Source organism: Methanocella sp. MCL-LM (assembly GCF_049676595.1).
GTDB lineage: Archaea > Halobacteriota > Methanocellia > Methanocellales > Methanocellaceae > Methanocella_A.
This window is the reverse complement of the sequence record NZ_CP187259.1, coordinates 3,333,140-3,350,702: the sequence shown is the minus strand read 5'-3', so window position 1 is coordinate 3,350,702 and position 17,563 is coordinate 3,333,140. Positions and strand designations below refer to the sequence as shown.

Here is a 17,563-nt window from a genome sequence, read left to right as displayed (position 1 = left end):
CGGTGATCTCAGTGGGGTAGTGAGCATGGTGTGCCAGGAATTTCAGGCATATCATCACGCCGATCAGTGTGGCCGGTCATAGTATATCTAACAGTTCAGAGACTATTGAATCAGTGTGTTTTCATATATTCATTAACGTAATGATCTGCTTCGCCGAGTGCCTTCTTAAAATTATTTATTTCTACAGGATCCATATTTTTATAACGGGCTGCGATATCGTCGATGAACCTGTGACCAAGGGTAACGATCTCTTTTAGAAACAACTTGGCAGGAATCGGATAGCCTTTGCCCTCACCCGGATACAACTTATTCGTTTCTGTATTTCCAGCATCGATCAAGAGGTATATCGAGTCATTTTTTAACAAAAATTTGAAGGTAGTGAGGGAATCTACAATGCCAAGCTCGGTACTTCCCTTCACTACCAGTTCTTTTATAGATCTCATCCATACCTTAAGATCGTGGAATATCCGTTCGCTATGATATCCTTCATCTGACTGATAATCGACGTATTTTGTTAAGATTTGATCATTGTACACGATTCTGAAACCGCCAAGGACGCCCCATTCATCTTTTACATTAATCTCATTGTCAGTTTCAAGGAAATATTCAATTTTCAAGTTATGCACAGTCACAATACATCAAACCCCCCAGCTTTCGCTCCATACTCTTTTAATCTCATCATAGTGGCATACATTGGAACCTTTACTGGGCCAGGATGTAACGATCCGGCCATCATCTCCCACGATTGTAACAATCTCCTTTATCCCATATTGCTCGGGACATAATTCCAGGACAAATTTTCCGGGATCATTCGGGTCTGGCTGTTTGCCATATTTAACACTTTTTTCGATCATCTCTTTTACGTTGAACACGTTCATATTGCCGGGAGTTGTTTTTCCTAACCTTTGTATATAATAGCCGGCAGGCCAGAATGTAGTTTCACGTCTACCAGTATCAGTTCCAGCTATATGTCTGTAATGTATATGATCCGAACCATACGAAGATTTGCCCTTTTCAAGCCAGTAGATTTTACCAGGATCACTTGTTTTACCAATGCGTTCGACGTTATCAAAGTCTGCGGCAATCCTCCCATTTTTTTCAAATATCCCTATCACTTTATCTATATCGGCTTGTTCTGAACCTTGTCTAGTGAGCAGATCGGCATGTTCTACAACACCTTTGCTGCACCATTCTACGAACTTGGCATCGCTTATTCCCCTTCCTTTTAGCGAGTTGTAGATGCCGCTCCCGTCTTTTCCGGCCCTGGTCATCTCCTCTATGGCCGTGGCTACTGCTTTTCCGATATTGTTGTCAAGCTTCGTGTACAGGGTCATCACGAAGGGCAGGACAGTGTTGATCATGTGGGGGTGGCTGGCAAGGAACTTGCCACATATCTTAACTTCGCTACTTATTGTGGATGCAAGATAGCCAGGTGCAGCGCCAATGACACTCAGATACCCGAGATCTGAGGCTATATCAATGATTACGGTCGCACCATTCATGGCTATGCTGGCGGCATCCATGTGGTAAACAGCAGCGAAAAAGTCACGGACATCTGTAAGATCACTAACGACCGGAATGAGGCCCGGGGTCATCCAACCAAGCAAGAAATATGTGTTATCATGGCCCTGGTAAGCCCATTCACCTGCCACCATACCAAGAGAGTACTCCAAAGCCCGTGTCTCGAGGGAGATGTCTTTAACAAGCGGGTTAAACCACCCGTTCATCATGGGCTGCGTTTGGCTTGCCACCTCGAAAAAGTCCGGGTACCCATCTCCATCCGTATCTCCAGAATTCGGGTTTGTGCCAATATTGACCTCATACCCGTCAGGCAGCCAGTCGCTATCTGTGTCCCAGCCTCTCGGATCAGTATCATAGGCCATAACTTCGTCGAAGTCGCCGAGCTCATCACAGTCCGTATCCGAACTGGTCGGGCTGGTCAAGCAGTAGTAGTATGTTTTACCATCCGGCGCAGTTGTCAGCTCTCCGGCCTCTTCTCCATCCGGCAGCCCATCATCATCCGAGTCCGGGTCGTTCGGGTTCGTATGGTACACATTTCCGCACCCGTCCCTGAATCCGGTTGTTTCCAGGGTATCTGACAGCCCGTCGCCATCAGAGTCAATGGGCTCTATCTCCTCGCTGATGTTGCGGAATACCTGGGGCAGCTGGTCTGCGGAGGATACGCTGAAGTACTTGCCCCCTGTCTGCGTGGCTATTTGGGTGAGCAGGTTGCTGTCGACGCTGCTACCTAACCCGATCGTGTATATGGTGATGTTATTGGCTTTCGCCTGTTGAGTGTAATAGCTGCTATAAGACCCCTGGCCGTCGGTGAGCAGGATCATCAGCCACGCGTGGCTCTTGTTACCATTTGCGATGAGGTGGCTGTTCGCTGCGCTGACGCCGGCCCCAATGTTAGTTCCTCCAGATGCGTCCAGCCTGTCGATGGATCTATTCACGTCACTGAAGTTACTCGTGAGCGGCTGTTTCACGCTGGCATAGGAGTCGAAATCGACTACTCCCGCCCTGTCTCCCGGCACCAGCGCTCCCACGAAGTTTTTGGCGGCAGTCTTCCTGTATCCATTGGGGTCGTTCCAGCTCATGCTGCCCGACGAGTCGATGGTGAACATCACGTCCACGAACATCACGTCGGTCGAACCGCCTCTTCCGCTGCTCATCTCTGATGTGAACAGGGCGTTCCACGTCGGCACGTGGAAGATCGTGTACAGGGAGAAGTGGTTGGTGGTGCCCGTCACAGTGTGTTTAATCGGGTCCACTGTGGAAGCCACCGGCAGGAATGTGCCCAGAGACTCGTTGAAGTAGTACAGGGACAGGTTCGCTGTGTCGTTTACCTTGCAGGCATCGTACGTTAGCGTGATCGTCGCGTTATCAAATGGCTTGTCCGCTTCCAGTTTTACAGCTGGGCTAACCAGAGCCGGTATCCCTGTGTAGACAGGAGATTTCTCACAGCCGATCACGAGGCTTTTAGCTACGTCGCCATTACCCATGATGGTCACGGTGACGCCCAGCGAATCGTTCCTGCCGGCCGTAGTGTAGACCTCGTTACCGTCGAGTATGCCGTTGTGATTGCTGTCGGGATCGTTCGGGTCCGTGCCGAGGCGGAATTCGCTGTCATCCTCGAGGCTGTCCGAGTCGGTGTCCCCCAAGAACGGACTGCTGCTAAAGGTCATGACCTCAAGGCCGTCCGTCAGACCGTCACGATCTGTGTCGGCGATGAGGGGATTAGTGCCGAATGCCTGTTCTTCCAGGTTCGCCAGGCTATCTTCGTCCGGGTCCTCGGCGGCGTCGGATATGCCATCGTTGTCCCAGTCCACATACCTGACATCAGCGTAAGGTCCCAGCTTCATGACTTCATAGTAGTCGGTCAGGCCGTCACCATCGGTATCATCCTTCAAGGGGTCGGCGCCTGTCCTGGCTTTGACCAGGGCCGGAAGTCTGGTATTATCGGCGTTCTGGCCTCCGAGGATCTCAAAGCTGTCCATGATTCCATTGTCGGCCTCGCTAACAGCGGTCAGCGACGAGTCGGAATCGGGGTCCAGCGGGTCGAAGCCGTACTGCCTCTCGTACTTTTCGACCAGCGTGTCGCCGTCGAGGCAGAGCGAAGCAGTCCTCAACGTGCCAGTGCTGTCGACTACGCTCAGCGTGATCTTTACAGGGCCGCTGATCTGTACTTCTGTGCTAAAATTACCGTCCGTCACCGGGATGGCGGTGGACGCCGAATCGTTGTTCAGTTTGAGGTTGATAGAGGTAATATTGCGATCTGTGGTGTACCCTGCCAGCAGGACCTTCCCCTCCGACACCGTATCCTCCCACGGCGACAAGATGACGATGTCCGGGGATTCATCCTCCAGCCATGCAGTGATGTAGCTGCCGGGTATGCTTCGCACCTCGACCTGCAGATCGTTTACGTCCTGAGCAGTGACGTTCTTCTTCAGCAGGTAAGTGTTCTGGTTAAAGTCCTTAGCGCTGAAAAGGGTGTTGCCGTTCAGGCGCACAATGGCACTGCTGGCACCGTTGGTGACATCTCCGCCCCCGTTCAGGTCACCGTTTCGCACATACAGGCTATAATTGCCATGAGGATCGCTGACCTGAAACTGGGAGGTGACAGCTCCGGGCGCTCCTGTGTTCCTATCGAACTTCTCCGGGCCATAGACAACAGAAGCCTCTATGGCAGGGCTAAAAACAGTCACAAGCAATACCAGAATAATCACTACTGAGAGTAGGCGATTCAAGTTAAACATAAAACCACATCAATATAAAACGCTATTATTCACCATGCGTTAGGAAAGGTATTGCCTATTAAGTAGATATATATCTCCGGTGTAAAATTTTACAGCGGTTGATAAATTTCCTGTACAACATTAAAAATAAAAATTGAAACAGATCGAGATATGAAAAATGGAATGGCAGTATAGCCATTTAAAAAGGCAATAGGTTATTCTTTTAGCGCCTGATAAGCTCTAATCATGCCCACCGGCCCGACCATGTAGACGTCGTCCAGCGGGGAGGCGAACCTGATCGGCAGCTTCGTCTTCAGCGCGATTTCCCGGCGGGGGCCGGTGGCGATGATGGAGACTGGCTTGATTGGTTCTTTAACATATGCGCCGTGGCCTTCGTCTTCGAAGACCTCCTCGTTGGTCAGAGTGCCATTTGCCAGCTTCTCTATATAGAGTCGCATAGTCTTCGGGGTCAGCGAAGCGGTATGGTGCTCGAAAATTCCCGCAATGGTGCCGTCCTCTGCGATTGAGGCGGCGGTGGTGTGACCGTTGCCCACGTCCATGACAATGGCAGGCAGTTTTTCGCCATACAGTCCACCGTAGATGCCGGCGATCTTAGTATCCATGACAAGGACGTTCTCGTAGCCCTGATCTTTTAGAGACTGGATGACTGCGCTCACTCGGGAGAACTTGTTCGTCTTTTTCGTGATGACGAAGTCCTTGAAGGTGGCGCCCTTCTTGACCAGTTTGCCGATGTGCTCGAACCGGAACTCCCGGTCGCTGACGCCTTTAGGAGCTACTCCGTGGTCTTGCACGGCCACTGCTACGACGATGTCTTTGGGCAGATTGTAGTTCAGCATGGCGAGGCCTGCTTCCCAGGCCGTCATGTCGACGTCCATGAGGGTGAGCTTCAGGTAGGAGCCTTTCATGTCCGACTCTTTGCCTATCTCGATGCCCCGCTCTTTGACCTGCTCTAGGTCATCACGGACTGTGTGGGCCGCCTCGGGGGTCATGACTATCCGGTACTTTTCGGCATGAGCCCTCAGAGCTCCGGTGATCGCCCCGCCGCCCATGGTGTAACCATCGCAGAAAACGTCTTTTCGGGATCTGCGGATGCGGGCGGCGAACAGCTGGGTCGGCGCCGGCATTACGAGTTTGACCGCCGGCTTTGACAGGCGGTCGTCGGAAATGAGTATGTCCTGGGTACCTGAGCCTACGTCGATGGCGAAAACGTCGCTCAAAGCAGGGTCACTTCTCCCGAGTTGGTGATGTCCACTTCGAAATCGCGGACGACCATGCGGTTGGAGATAGCGTCGCTCTTCTCTTTCTTGATGAGGGTGATGAGCCCGATGGAGTCGGTGCGCACGTGGACGCCCGACCGATCGGCTTCGCCGAACACGATTTCAGGGATGGTCATGACGTCGGTGCCCTTCTTCACGGTGATGCGCACGGGGGAGATGACGCTGTTCCACTCTTTGATCGTCTCTTTAGAGCGTTCGATGTTCTCCTTCGCCCGCTTCTCGATGAGGCTGATGTTCGCCCTGGTGGTCTTGATACGCTTCGCGATCTCCTCCTGGGTGAGGCCCGCCTGCCTTAACCTTAGTACTGTGAGCTGCCGTTTGGTGAGGAATGATTTATAAGCCATCATGATTTCATATGCATATACCGAGATTAAATCTTTGGGTACGGACGAGGCTTATGGAAACGGTCAAGGAGTACACGTCGGTGAAGATCACCCGGGCTGGCAAAGAAGACGCAATTGACCCCGTTATGGTCGAGCAGACCATCGACCTCATCATCAACGGCACTAAACTGTCGTCCATCGTGACCACCCCGGACCTCCACAAGGAACTGGCGGTAGGCTACATGGTCACTGAAGGAGCCGTAAAAGACCGGAGAGACATCGAAGAAGTCATGGAGAAGGATGGCAAAGTCTTCCTGAAAGTCCGGTCCTTCGAGCACTTCGACCTCTGGTACGAGCTGCGCTCGTCCGGGTGCATCGGCGTCAACTGGGAAAAGCGGGACGAGGACGTATCAGTCCCGGTCAGCCAGACTTTCCCCGCCCGAGTCATCCTCGACAGCCTCAAGTACCTGTTCTCCGAAATCCAGGACAGGACCCGGGGAGCCCACAGCGCCTGCCTGATCGACGCCGAAGGCCGGCTCAGGTACCAGGCGCTGGACATCGGCAGGCACAACGCCATCGACAAGGTCGTGGGCATGGCCCTCCTCAACGGCGACGACCTCTCGAAAATGTTTCTCCTGTCCTCGGGCAGGCAGCCCGCCGGCATGGTCATGAAAGCCGTCAGGGCCGGGATTCCCCTGATCGTATCCAAGGCGGCGCCCATCAGCTCCGGCATCGAGAGCGCCCGCCGGGCGAACGTCACACTGGCATGCTTCGCCGACAGGGAAAAGGTAAAAGTGTTCTCCGTTGCCGAGCGTATCGTGGTTTAGACCGCACGCCTGAGGTACTCTTTCCCTTCCTCAGATGTGAAGAGGGGCGGGTCCCAGTCTTCGACGACTTCCCGGCGCTCGACGGTGACCTTTTCGCCCTTGAGGGGGTTGTAGCCTTCCCGCTCTGTTTTCTTCCTGTAGATGAACACGCCTTTGCGCTGCCAGCCCGGGGTAGCGTTCAAATTGATGCCCCGCTGCCACATGAGCTCGTGGATATCCTCGAACCGCATGCCCTTCATCTTCGCCGCCGCTTCCTTTTCCCCCATGCCCTCGGCGACCAGGGTGTAGAAGCCGTAGGACTGCATGTGATTGCGCCAGGTCTCGGCCTGCCTGTTGGCGAGGTACGTGGGAATCTCTTCGGGGTGCACCGGTATCACGCGGGAGTCGAAAGCCAGCGGTGTTTCGACTTTTAGCGCGATGGTGAGTGCGCTGGCCATGTACGACGGAATTACCGAGTCCAGCTTTTCGAGGCGGCCGTCGAAGGGCAGCTCGTTGAATAGCAGGCTGACTTCGTCGGAGAACGTAAAGGCCCACTCGGGGGCCAGGCTGCTCTGCTCCACCAGCCTGCGGGCAGCACAGACCATGCCCTGCTGGAACCTGAGGTCGTAGGGCTTCGCAAACCCGAGCCTGCTCAGGGACTCTTTGAAGTTTCGCCCGTCGAGGCGGACGATGACCGGGGGTGCCGCCCGGATGGCGCTGAATATCTCCTTTCGCTTCATCGGCTTCTCAAAGCTTATTTATGGGTAATGCATATTACTAATTTTCCGACAGGGAGGCCAGTCGCGTGAAGTTGCCGCAGTTCGACAGGCGCGTATGGGTGCTGTTCGCGGGGATGGCGCTGAACCAGTTTGGCATGTCCATAGTCATGCCTTTCATCGCGATCTACCTGTTCGTGTACCAGGGGGAGTCTCCCGCACTCGTCGGCTTCGCGATGTTTTTCTCCGCCTTCACGGGCGCAATCTTCCAGTTCGTCGGGGGCGAGGCATGCGATCGGCTGGGCCGAAGGACTGTGCTGATCATCGGCCTGATCCTGCTGATCGGGAGCTTCTTGCTGCTGGGCTGGGCAGTGAGTATCAAAGCGCCTTACGTCTATTACCTGGTGCTGCTATCCCTGACCCGGGTAGCAACCGGGCTGTTCCGCCCCATCCCCAACGTGATAGCGGCCGACATAGTGCCTGCGGAGAAGCGGACGGAGGCGTTCGCCCTGCTCCGGGTAGCGCATAACCTCGGCTTCGCCACCGGGCCCATAATCGGAGGGCTGATGGCTGTCGTATCCTACTCCAGCATGTTCTACCTCACGGCCGTCACGAGCACGCTGTACCTCGTCCTGGTAGTGGCCTTCATCAACGATACCCGGGGGTGCCGGCCTGAAAAGGCCAGGGCCAGGGATGGTATCGGCACGATTCTGGCGGACAGGACCTTCATGGTGTTTGCCCTGCTGTCTTTCCTGGTCTTCGTCGTCTACTCCCAGATGTACACGCCGCTGTCCATGTACTCGAAGGGCTACGCCGGGCTGAACGAGCCGGAGATCGGCGTGCTGCTGGCGATCAACGGCATCATGGTAGTGGCCCTGCAGTACTTCGTGACCAGATTAGCAGACAGGTTCCGGATGACGTTCGCCATGACCGTCGGTGTCCTCTTCTACGTTGCAGGGTTCGCTCTGGTTTCGGTTTCCCAGGGCTTCCTCATGCTGGCGATCTGCATCTTCCTGATCACCCTGGGGGAGCTCTGGTTCATACCAGCCCAGATCACCATGGCAACCAACCTTTCCACCAGCGACACAAGAGGCAGGTACCTGGGCTTCTCCGGCCTCACGACCAACATGGGCTCGGCAGTAGGCCCTCTGATCGGCGGCCTGCTCCTGAGCGTCTTCGCGGGCAGCCCCTGGGCCACGTGGCTCGTCGTGGCAGCGGCCGGGCTACTGTGCGCGACAGGATTCCTGTACCTGAAGAAGATCGTGCCGCCGGAGAAAAATACGGTGGCGCTACTGGAGTAGCGTTATTCCAGTAACCCCGAATGGAAAAATCCTCGGAGGTCGAGGAGTTCCCTGGAGGTCGGGGAGGATTTTCAAGCTGGGAGGTTAGAGAGGGTCGGAGGTCGGAGAGGAGGTCAGGGAGAATAGAAAGGTCAGAGAGGCTGATTCGCATAAAAGTTATTCCTCTATGGCCTCCGGGTACCTCCCAGATCTTATGGCCGAAAGATCACTAAATGGCTGGAGTAATCGATCCATAAAGCGTTAATAGGGTTAGAATGGCTATACTGACTAAAAGAAAGGAAAAAGAGTTGTGGCCTTACAGCCCTAAGCCATCTGAGTCGCTGGCCATGGAGGCCGCGCTCTTTCTGGCCGGGTGCCTGATGATGACGATGTCAGCGGCCGCCGTAACCCACCTGTACGGGATCTTGGCCTTGCTGCTCTCGGCAACGTTGAACCCTGTTTCCTCGTTGATGATGTCCTTGTTGTAATTCTCGACTACCAGGGTAGATATCCTCCGCTCGGAAGCGTCGATCTCCACATCATACACCTTTCCGATGTAATAACCCTTGTCCGTATAAACAGTTAAATCGAACAATGACGCTACGTCAGTAACCATCAGGAATCCTCGCCCCTAAATATTGTGCTATACTGATATATACTTTGCTTGATAAATTTCTGAGCATGAAAAGTTCGCTGAAGATCGGTAGCGTGCTGGGAATACCCATCCGGCTGCACATCACTTTCCTGCTCATTCTGCCGCTGATAGCCTTTTCGTTCGCCGAAGGCCCTTCGCCGTTCGGCTTTTCGACCATCTCCGACCCAGTTTTGCGCTACTCGCTGGGTACTATCGCGGGCATACTGCTCTTCGCCTGCGTGCTCGTCCACGAGGTCGCCCACTCCTACGTGGCTATCCGGAACAACATCAAGATCAGCGACATCACGCTATACCTCTTCGGCGGCGTTTCCGCCATGGAAGAGGTTCCCCGGAACCCCGGAATCGAGGCTAAAATGGCCATTGTCGGGCCGCTGACCAGCATCGTGATCGGCCTCGCCTGTGGTGCCATCCTGCTGGCCACCGGGATCCCGACAAACACTCCTCTGGGTATCATGATCTTCCTGATGACCTACCTCAACATCCTGCTGGGCATCTTCAACATCCTGCCGGCCTTCCCGATGGACGGTGGCAGGGTGCTGCGGGCTTTGCTGGCCATGCGCATGCCCTACATACAAGCTACCAGGTGGGCTGTGTTCTCGGGTAAGATGTTCGCCTACCTGCTGGGCATAATCGGCTTATTCATGGGCTTATCCGGGATCTGGTTTATCATCATCGCGTTCTTCATCTATGTGGCCGCAGGAGAGGAAGAGCGTTCGACCGTCACCTCTGTAATGCTGGAGGGCGTGAAGGTCCGGGACATCATGTCGAAGACCGTCGACACCGTCGACTCCGGCGCCAGCGTTTCCTCGACCCTGCAGACGATGTTCCAGAAGAAGCACCTCGGGTACCCGGTTATCGAGGGCGGCCGGCTGGCGGGCATCGTGACGCTCAGCGATGTCTCGAAGGTGCCGGAAGCGGCACGCGACACCACCGTTGTCCGGGATATCATGACCAGAAACGTTATTACGCTGAAGCCCGATGATGACGCGACGATAGCACTTCAGCAAATTTCGCAGCGCAAGGTGGGTCGCCTCGTCGTCATGGATGGCGACCGCATGGCGGGCATCATTTCTCGCACCGACCTCGTGCGGGCAATTGAGCTGCACGGCGCATTGAGCCGGCAATAGGTATTGTGTAGGTAGTGAGAACATTGACTGACGATAACAAGCAGCAGCCGGCAAATAGTATTTCCACCGACGCCAAGGCGTCACTCAGCTTTACCGTCCCCCTCGGGCAGCCTGTCTCGCCCAATCCCCGGGACAACATTTTTCTGGTGGGCACAGCCCACGTATCCGAGAAAAGCATCCGGGAGGTAGAGGAGGCTATCGAGCGCTACGCCCCTGACGTTGTGGCAGTCGAGCTGGACGAGAGGCGCTTTAAGGCGCTGCAGCAGCCGGAGGACGCGAAGAAGAACATCGAGATCAAGGAACTGCTCAAGGGCAACAACCTGATGATCTTCCTGCTCCAGTTCATGCTGGCCTACGTGCAGCGGAAAGTCGGCGCCGATGTCGGCGTCAAGCCCGGCGCCGAGATGCTGGCGGCCATCGAAGCCGCCAACCGGAAGGGCATCGCAGTCGCCCTCATCGACCGGGACATCGGGGTCACCCTCGCGAGGTTCTGGGCCAAGATGACGCTGCGGGAAAAGTTCCGCATGTTCTACTCCTTAGTGCTGGCGATGCTGGGCTTCGGCACCGACAAGATCGACCTGGAAGAGATCACCAAAGAAGACGTAGTCTCCGACCTGCTGGAAGAGCTCAGGGAGTTCACGCCTACCGCAGCCGTCGTGCTGGTCGACGAGCGGGACGCTTACCTCGCCCATAACCTGCTGGACATCGGCAGGAGAAAGAGAGTGCTGGGCGTAGTCGGCGCAGGGCACCGGGAAGGCATCCGCAAGTACATCGAGCACCCCGAGAAAGTGCCTCCCATCAACACGCTGATCGAGATACCCAAAAAGCGTAAGTTTCCCATAGTCAAGATTCTCAGCGCCCTGATTGTCCTGTCCGTAGTGGTGGTCCTGGGTTTGCTGCTCCTGTCGGGCAGATCGCTTATCGAGATCGGCCAGGCTCTGATCGTGCTCTTCCTCGTCCAGGGCATCCTGTCCGCCCTGTTCGTCGCCATCGTGGGCGGCCACTGGAAATCGATAGCTACGGCGTTCGGCCTCGCCTGGTACGGGTTCCTCAACCCTGTCCTGGCGATAGGCTGGCTGGCCGGCGTGGTAGAGGCGACACAGCGCCCCCCGACCATGCACGACCTGAACACCATCCTGGGCAACGAAGAGGACAGCTTCATAAAAACCTTCCAGAACATGTTCAACAACCGGCTCTTCAAGGCCATCCTCGTCGCGGCCATGGCCAACATCGGCAGCACGCTGGGCACGTTTGTCGGCATCTTCGTGCTGGCTTACTTCTTCGGGCTCAACGACCCGGTAGGAATATTGCAGAGCGGGCTCAGCAACGGGTACAACACTGTTATGCTGTGGATCGGCAACGTACTTCCTAAATAAGGTGATAGGTGCCTGATCAGTGCTATTTGATCAGGACATTAACTTTTTTATTGTCTTTCCTAAAACTTTCAGGGCTGTCAGGTACCGTTTACACGAAGTACTCCAAGTACTCGAAGTACACGAAGTTATCCTATAAGATCAGTTGTAGTCACCCATTATTATCGTACTTTGAGTACTTCGCGTACCTCGCGTACTTCGTGTAAACGGTACGGGCGCCCGTACAAAACGTTTCAAGAATAACTATACTTCGTGTAATCGGTACCGGCACTCATACGAAAGTTTTCACGAAGGAATATCCTATACAATTTATTGCAACCATATTCTTTTATCCTATCTAATGCAACAACATACTGCTATGCGCCTAAACTGGCTATCTCTGCTTCCTGTAGTACTCGTCCTGGCCCTTCTGGCAATGGGCTACATCGTCCTCGCCGAGCCGGCCGGTAAGCCGAAGATCTCAAAAGCGGAAGCCATGAAAATAGCGCAGGCCCGTTTTCCCGCCATGTCCATGGAAAACAGCAGTGCGGAGCTTTCGTTGTACAGGGCCGGCAACACCGAAAAACTGGTGTGGTACGTGGATGTCAAAACTGTGCCGGGCATGTACTACCCGGGTGTCTACATCGCAGTGGTGAATGCAGGCGAGCCGGGTATTCCCATGTCATGGGGCGGAATAGTCACTATCGATGCCGTGACTGGCGAGGTACTACACGTAAATCCAGTAGGCTGACTACTTAATAGGTGTCGTGGCCTGCGATCTGATCTTTCTCGACGCCGTCTCGATCGCCACCGTCACGCTGTTCGTCGGCATTATAGTCGCAACTGGAATACGCACAATTTTCTCGATCGTATAGCTCACGATCGGCGCACAGACCAGCGCCTGGGCTCCGTCCCGCTCCGCCCTGATAGCCGCCACGATGGCGTCTTCCATGGTCGCCGCAGCATACTCCCGGACAACAACCCGCCGCTCATCCACGAACATCTCCCGCTCGTGAATCCGGTCGAGCACCGGCCTCGCAGCGATGACGGCGATGAACTTTTCCCGGCTCAGGCCCTCGATTTCTCTGACCGAGTTGACCACGTCCCGGAGCGTGTTCAGGTTAGGGTCCCGGTCCCCGTTCATGATCTTGTAAAGGGTGCTGGGCGATATCTTAGAGCGCTCCCCGAACTCGGCGATGCTCAGGCCTAAATCCTTGCGGATCACCTTGTCCAGTACCCTTCTGAATTCCTCGTCCGACTGGAAGGCTGCGACTGCGATATCGTCTGCAAGTGTCATAATTGTGTACCCTATTGTATAATTCCCCTTGAATTACTTGTACTTTTAGGTTAACGGCTGTCTGAAAAAGGAAAATATTTATGTCAATACACGATAGTGTAGCACTTAGCTACAAGCGGATGGCTCATTTATGGCTCTCGACGAATTATTTGATAAGATACAGGAAGAGAAGACCTCCCGGAGAAACGTGCTCAAGATGGGTATCGGTGCTGGTATCGCCGTAATCGGCGGCGCCTCGCTGGCCGGCTGCACCACCCCGACCCCGACGGCTACTGCCGGAGCAAAGGTCAAGGACCTCGTGAAGATCGGCTGGATGCCCACCGACCACCACGCGCCCGCGTTCATCGCCAGCACGAAGAAGTTCTTCGAGAACCGCAAGATCAACGTAGAGTTCATCAAGTTCACGGCAGGCCCCCAGATCATGCAGCAGGTCGTGGCCGGCACCATCGACATCGGCATGGCTGGCGTACCCCCGGTCCTGGCGGCCATGGACGCCGACCCGACCATCAAGATTGTCGGCGCAGTCCACAACAACGGCAGCGCGCTGTTCTTCAAGAAAGGCCTCGGCATCAAGAGCGTCGCAGACCTGAAGGGCAAGAAGATCGCCCTGCCCAGCGTGGGCTCGATCCAGGACATCCTCCTCAGGAATGAGTTAGCTAAGGCAGGCCTGGACTACGAGAAGGACGTCACCATCCAGGCTCCCATGGCCGGCGGCGACATGATCAAGTCTTTAGGTACGGATGGTGGCGTCGACGCGGCCCTCATGTGGGAGCCGTTCGCGACCATGGCCGTCCAGCAGGGAGCAGCAGAAGTCCTGCTCTGGTCCGAGGACATGATGGCAGGCCACCCGTGCGACACCATCACCACCTCGACCGGGTTCATCCAGAGCTACCCGGACTCGCTCAAGGCGTTCCTGCTGGCTCACCAGGACGGCGTCGAGTTCATCAAGACCAACTTCGAGGAAGCGGCAGAGATCGTCGGCGGCAGCGAGTGGCTCAACTCGGGCAAGACCGTCGAGCTGGACGCCCTGAAGCACATGACCTTCATGACGAAGCCGGACGAGACGTTCATCGCGGGCGCCGAGACCTTCGCCACTGAAATGAAGGCCCTGGGCAAGCTGAAGAAAGACCACACCCGGGCCGACATCTTCGACCTGTCGATCGTCAACTCGATCGGCGGCACCCAGGCTTAACCACGACAGGGCAGCAGCCCTGTCCAACAAATTTATTTTTAAGTAGCGTACATTAGGATTCACATGCCCCGCGTCAACAAAGTTTTAATGCAGCTATCGGGAGTCCTGATCCTGATCGTCCTCTGGCAGGTAGCCACAGGTGTCCTGCACCTGGTCAAGCCGGTGTCCCTCCCCCCGCCCTCGGACGTGCTGCTCACCACAATCAGCATGGTCATGGATGGAGAATTGTTCATGCACGCGGGCTACAGCCTGATGCGAGTGCTGCTGGGCTTTTTGGCGGCAGCCGCCGTCGCCATACCGCTGGGCGTAGCCATGGGCTGGATCCGGGAGATCTCCTACATCGTCGACCCGGTCGTCGAGGTGCTGCGGCCAATCCCGCCCATCGCCTGGATCGGCCTGGCTATCATCTGGTTCAGCACAGGCCTTACGTTGGCCGTATTCCTGGTCTTCATCGGCGCGTTCTTCCCCATCTTGCTCAACACGATTACCGGTGTACGCGCTGTAGATAAGAAGCTCATTGAGGTCGCCTACACTTTTGGGGCCACTGATATGGAGATCCTCCGCAAAGTTGTCATACCCGCCTCTTTGCCGACCATCTTCACAGGTATGCGTGTGGGCATGGGCATCGGCTGGATGTGTGTGGTCGCTGCCGAAATGGTGGCCGTTAAGTACGGGCTGGGCAGTCTGATCCTGGATGCGTCCAATTTCCTGCAGTCGGACCGTGTCCTGGTGGGCATGATCACGATCGGCGTCCTCGGCCTGCTCCTCAACGTGGCCTTCCAGCTGGCAGGCGATCGGTTATTCGGGTGGCAGAAAGGCATCAGCAAGGGGGAATAAAACGTGGCAGGCGACATCAGAATCGACCGCGTGACCAAGGAGTACCCTACTAAGGGCGGCTCCATGGTGGCCATCAACAACATCTCGATGGACATTACCGACCACGAGTTCCTCTGCCTGGTGGGCCCCTCCGGCTGCGGCAAGTCGACGCTGCTCCGCATGATCGCAGGGCTGGAGCCGATCAGCAAGGGCCAGGTGCTCATCGACGGCAAGCCCATTGCCGGGACTTCTCCCAAAGTGGGTTTCGTCTTCCAGGAGTATACCCTGTTCCCGTGGAGGACGGTCCAGAAGAACGTGGAGTTCGGCCTCGAGATCAAGAACGTGCCCCCCGCCGAGCGGCAGAAGATCGCGGAGAAGTACATCGACATGGTCGGCCTCTCCGGCTTCAAGGACTCCTACCCCCACCAGCTCTCGGGCGGCATGAAGCAGAGGTGCGCCATAGCGAGAACGCTCGCCGTCGGCCCGGAAATCCTCCTGATGGACGAGCCCTTCGGCGCCCTGGACGCGCAGACGAGGAACCTCCTCCAGGAGCAGCTGCTGGAGATCTGGCAGAAGGAGAAGATCAAGGTCATCTTCGTCACCCACAGCGTCGACGAAGCCGTCTTCCTCGCGGACAAGGTGGCCATCATGACCGCCAGGCCCGGGCAAATCAAGGAAATCGTCGATATCAGGCTCCCCAGGCCCAGAAAGCGCACCGAAGCCGAGGTCAACCAGGTCAGGGACGCCATCCTGAAGTCGCTCTTTACCGAAGTCAAGAAATTATCCGACCGGTAAACTTTTTTATAAGTTCTTCCTGTCAACGCCCTGTGTACGCTGCGCTGCGCTTTAACACGAAGGGCACGGAGGACACGGAGGACACTAAGGCTATTCAAGGGCACGAAATGTGCCCTTTGACTTGATGCGACTCCTTTGTGTCCTCTGTGTCCTTCGTGTCCTCCGTGTTTAAGCGCAGCGCAGCGTACAATTGTATCGCACTGCAGCGCTTATTCAGGTAGATCGGCAATGCCCCGCCGGAAAATGCGCCCAACCTTTATCAAATCGCTGGAGAAAATAGGATGGGAGCATGCATGGCTAACAAGATCATGATCGTCGACGATGAGCCGGACGTTGTGGACCTGGTGAAGATCGTGCTGAAAAGCGAGGGCTACGAAGTGGTCACTGCTAACAGCGGGAAGGAAGCGCTGGATAAGATCGGCAATGAGCTGCCAGATCTCGTGCTGCTGGACATCATGATGCCCCAGATGGACGGGTGGGAAGTGTACAACCACATTAAATCTAATTCTAAGACGAAGGACATTCCCGTGGCCATGCTCACCGCCAAGTCCCAGTCCATCGACAAGATGATCGGCCTCCACGTGGTGCAGGTGGACGATTACATCACCAAGCCTTTCGGTCGCGCAGAGCTGCTGGAAAGGGTGAAAAAGATACTTTCTGAAAAGGGCAGACTGCAGCCGCCGGCAAGATAAAAAAAGAACGGGTTCGATAGAACCCGCCGATCACTGGGTGATCTTTACTTCCCAGTTCTTGGCCTTGTTAGTGTTCACTTCGACGTAGTATGCTCCGGTCTCGGGTACGTCTACAGTATTCGTCCCGATCTCCAGCGTGCTCACAAAGTTGCCGGTAGTACCGTCGTCTAATGTGATTGCTGCAGCGTAAGCTGTGCCGAGGTCGGGGATGGTGACGTCAATGGTGGCCTGGCCTGCGTTGAGGTTGAAGGGGCCTACTGCACGCCATCCGGCGCCGGTGTACGTCTGCGGGGCCGGTGCCGCCGTGCCGTGGGGCAGCTGGATCATTTCGATGATGTATGGACCGTTGGCCTTTATCTCGATAGTTTCAGTGTCGTCGCTGTACCAGTGCTCTACCCTCGACATCGTGTAGTATCCGTCAGACCCCATAGCTGCGCCCGCAGATGAGAACAGTGGCACAGACATGCCGGATGAGGCCTTGTGGGTAATTTCCAGATCGTTCTTGTACCTGTACCTGAGCAGGTATCCGCCTTCGACCGTGTTGACCGTGACCGTCTGGTCGCCGGAGCCGGTGATGGTCGTAACTCCGTCCTCGGTGGTCACTCCTGCCGGAGTCGCCGGGGTGGCGGTACCGGTGGCGGTCGGCTGAGCCCCGGCCGTAGGCGTGGGTGTGACAGCCTGGGGGGTGCCCGTGGTCGTGCACCCGCTGAGCAATACTGCCATTAAAACAACGGCAATAAATCCTATTGCGATTTTTCTCGTTCGTTATACCTCCTGAATAAGTTTACTTTAACTTTAGCAAGCATCAATTTTTCCAGCAGCTACGCTCCAAAATAACTGGATGAGGAGTAACTCCTTCCAGTTTTATCGCTATTTCTGCTGATCAAGCATTTTATTTATTTGCCACTATTGCGATATATATGGCTCAATTAACCATAATATATTAATAATATTTATATTTAAGCGTACACTACCT

General features: G+C 55.3%; 17 protein-coding genes. 9 read left to right on the top strand and 8 right to left on the bottom strand.

From position 1 onward, the window contains the following. Window positions 1-110: 110 nt before the first annotated feature. The 4 genes from ACPLPM_RS16915 to ACPLPM_RS16900 form a co-directional block, all read right to left on the bottom strand. On the bottom strand, window positions 111-617 hold the full coding sequence (locus ACPLPM_RS16915; protein ID WP_424357943.1) for a hypothetical protein: 507 nt from the start codon (window positions 615-617) through the stop codon (window positions 111-113). A 21-nt stretch (window positions 618-638) separates the two neighbouring features. After that, window positions 639-4,250: a VWA domain-containing protein gene (locus ACPLPM_RS16910; protein WP_424357942.1), complete on the bottom strand. Its 3,612-nt coding sequence runs from the start codon at window positions 4,248-4,250 to the stop codon at window positions 639-641. Between the two features lie 203 nt (window positions 4,251-4,453). Next, window positions 4,454-5,476: a DUF1786 domain-containing protein gene (locus ACPLPM_RS16905; RefSeq protein WP_424357941.1), complete on the bottom strand. Its 1,023-nt coding sequence runs from the start codon at window positions 5,474-5,476 to the stop codon at window positions 4,454-4,456. Continuing rightward, window positions 5,473-5,883, bottom strand: coding sequence for a Tfx family DNA-binding protein (locus ACPLPM_RS16900; RefSeq protein ID WP_424357940.1), 411 nt, complete (start codon window positions 5,881-5,883; stop codon window positions 5,473-5,475). Before ACPLPM_RS16900 ends, ACPLPM_RS16905 begins: the two co-directional genes overlap by 4 nt. 50 nt (window positions 5,884-5,933) lie before the next feature. On the opposite strand from ACPLPM_RS16900, the gene fdhD reads away from it, so the two are divergent. Beyond that, window positions 5,934-6,686, top strand: a complete 753-nt coding sequence (gene fdhD / locus ACPLPM_RS16895; RefSeq protein ID WP_424357939.1) for a formate dehydrogenase accessory sulfurtransferase FdhD — start codon at window positions 5,934-5,936, stop codon at window positions 6,684-6,686. Here the strand turns inward: fdhD and ACPLPM_RS16890 are convergent. Beyond that, window positions 6,683-7,405, bottom strand: coding sequence for a tRNA(His) guanylyltransferase Thg1 family protein (locus ACPLPM_RS16890; RefSeq protein WP_424357938.1), 723 nt, complete (start codon window positions 7,403-7,405; stop codon window positions 6,683-6,685). The two genes, fdhD and ACPLPM_RS16890, sit on opposite strands and share 4 nt — an antisense overlap. A gap of 65 nt (window positions 7,406-7,470) precedes the next feature. Here ACPLPM_RS16890 and ACPLPM_RS16885 point away from each other — a divergent pair, with 65 nt between their 5' ends. Next, a complete protein-coding gene (locus ACPLPM_RS16885) occupies window positions 7,471-8,682 on the top strand; it encodes an MDR family MFS transporter (protein WP_424357937.1) in 1,212 nt (403 codons plus the stop codon). Between the two features lie 295 nt (window positions 8,683-8,977). On the opposite strand, the gene ACPLPM_RS16880 is transcribed toward ACPLPM_RS16885, so the two are convergent. After that, window positions 8,978-9,277, bottom strand: coding sequence for a PRC-barrel domain-containing protein (locus tag ACPLPM_RS16880; RefSeq protein ID WP_424357936.1), 300 nt, complete (start codon window positions 9,275-9,277; stop codon window positions 8,978-8,980). Between the two features lie 65 nt (window positions 9,278-9,342). On the opposite strand from ACPLPM_RS16880, the gene ACPLPM_RS16875 reads away from it, so the two are divergent. The 3 genes from ACPLPM_RS16875 to ACPLPM_RS16865 all read left to right on the top strand — a co-directional run bounded on the left by ACPLPM_RS16875 (window position 9,343) and on the right by ACPLPM_RS16865 (window position 12,546). Next, on the top strand, window positions 9,343-10,443 hold the full coding sequence (locus tag ACPLPM_RS16875) for a CBS domain-containing protein (protein ID WP_424357935.1): 1,101 nt from the start codon (window positions 9,343-9,345) through the stop codon (window positions 10,441-10,443). Between the two features lie 14 nt (window positions 10,444-10,457). Further along, window positions 10,458-11,819 (top strand): TraB/GumN family protein, encoded by a 1,362-nt coding sequence (locus ACPLPM_RS16870; protein WP_424357934.1) that lies wholly within the window; start codon window positions 10,458-10,460, stop codon window positions 11,817-11,819. Between the two features lie 355 nt (window positions 11,820-12,174). Then, the gene (locus tag ACPLPM_RS16865; protein WP_424357933.1) at window positions 12,175-12,546 is read left to right on the top strand and encodes a PepSY domain-containing protein; all 372 of its coding nucleotides are present in this window, start codon (window positions 12,175-12,177) and stop codon (window positions 12,544-12,546) included. Here the strand turns inward: ACPLPM_RS16865 and ACPLPM_RS16860 are convergent, their stop codons facing one another. Continuing rightward, a complete protein-coding gene (locus tag ACPLPM_RS16860; protein WP_424357932.1) occupies window positions 12,547-13,092 on the bottom strand; it encodes a helix-turn-helix domain-containing protein in 546 nt (181 codons plus the stop codon). It abuts the gene before it with no gap. A 130-nt stretch (window positions 13,093-13,222) separates the two neighbouring features. Here ACPLPM_RS16860 and ACPLPM_RS16855 point away from each other — a divergent pair, with 130 nt between their 5' ends. From ACPLPM_RS16855 to ACPLPM_RS16840, 4 genes are all read left to right on the top strand, one after another. Further along, a complete protein-coding gene (locus ACPLPM_RS16855) occupies window positions 13,223-14,284 on the top strand; it encodes an ABC transporter substrate-binding protein (protein ID WP_424357931.1) in 1,062 nt (353 codons plus the stop codon). A 63-nt stretch (window positions 14,285-14,347) separates the two neighbouring features. Then, window positions 14,348-15,121, top strand: a complete 774-nt coding sequence (locus ACPLPM_RS16850) for an ABC transporter permease (protein ID WP_424357930.1) — start codon at window positions 14,348-14,350, stop codon at window positions 15,119-15,121. A gap of 3 nt (window positions 15,122-15,124) precedes the next feature. After that, the gene (locus ACPLPM_RS16845) at window positions 15,125-15,895 is read left to right on the top strand and encodes an ABC transporter ATP-binding protein (RefSeq protein ID WP_424357929.1); all 771 of its coding nucleotides are present in this window, start codon (window positions 15,125-15,127) and stop codon (window positions 15,893-15,895) included. Window positions 15,896-16,176: 281 nt separating this feature from the next. After that, window positions 16,177-16,587: a response regulator transcription factor gene (locus tag ACPLPM_RS16840; RefSeq protein ID WP_424357928.1), complete on the top strand. Its 411-nt coding sequence runs from the start codon at window positions 16,177-16,179 to the stop codon at window positions 16,585-16,587. 30 nt (window positions 16,588-16,617) lie between these two features. Here ACPLPM_RS16840 and ACPLPM_RS16835 read toward each other — a convergent pair whose 3' ends face one another. After that, window positions 16,618-17,310 (bottom strand): hypothetical protein, encoded by a 693-nt coding sequence (locus ACPLPM_RS16835; RefSeq protein ID WP_424357927.1) that lies wholly within the window; start codon window positions 17,308-17,310, stop codon window positions 16,618-16,620. Between the last annotated feature and the right edge of the window lie 253 nt (window positions 17,311-17,563).

Coding starts and splice junctions, on each gene's coding strand:
- ACPLPM_RS16855 (WP_424357931.1), top strand. CDS start 13,223: ATGGCTCTCGACGAATTATTTGATAAGATACAGGAAGAGAAGACCTCC.
- ACPLPM_RS16840 (WP_424357928.1), top strand. CDS start 16,177: ATGGGAGCATGCATGGCTAACAAGATCATGATCGTCGACGATGAGCCG.
- ACPLPM_RS16875 (WP_424357935.1), top strand. CDS start 9,343: ATGAAAAGTTCGCTGAAGATCGGTAGCGTGCTGGGAATACCCATCCGG.
- ACPLPM_RS16880 (WP_424357936.1), bottom strand. CDS start 9,277: ATGGTTACTGACGTAGCGTCATTGTTCGATTTAACTGTTTATACGGAC.
- ACPLPM_RS16865 (WP_424357933.1), top strand. CDS start 12,175: ATGCGCCTAAACTGGCTATCTCTGCTTCCTGTAGTACTCGTCCTGGCC.
- ACPLPM_RS16860 (WP_424357932.1), bottom strand. CDS start 13,092: ATGACACTTGCAGACGATATCGCAGTCGCAGCCTTCCAGTCGGACGAG.
- ACPLPM_RS16835 (WP_424357927.1), bottom strand. CDS start 17,310: ATGGCAGTATTGCTCAGCGGGTGCACGACCACGGGCACCCCCCAGGCT.
- ACPLPM_RS16850 (WP_424357930.1), top strand. CDS start 14,348: ATGCCCCGCGTCAACAAAGTTTTAATGCAGCTATCGGGAGTCCTGATC.
- ACPLPM_RS16900 (WP_424357940.1), bottom strand. CDS start 5,883: ATGATGGCTTATAAATCATTCCTCACCAAACGGCAGCTCACAGTACTA.
- ACPLPM_RS16890 (WP_424357938.1), bottom strand. CDS start 7,405: ATGAAGCGAAAGGAGATATTCAGCGCCATCCGGGCGGCACCCCCGGTC.
- fdhD (WP_424357939.1), top strand. CDS start 5,934: ATGGAAACGGTCAAGGAGTACACGTCGGTGAAGATCACCCGGGCTGGC.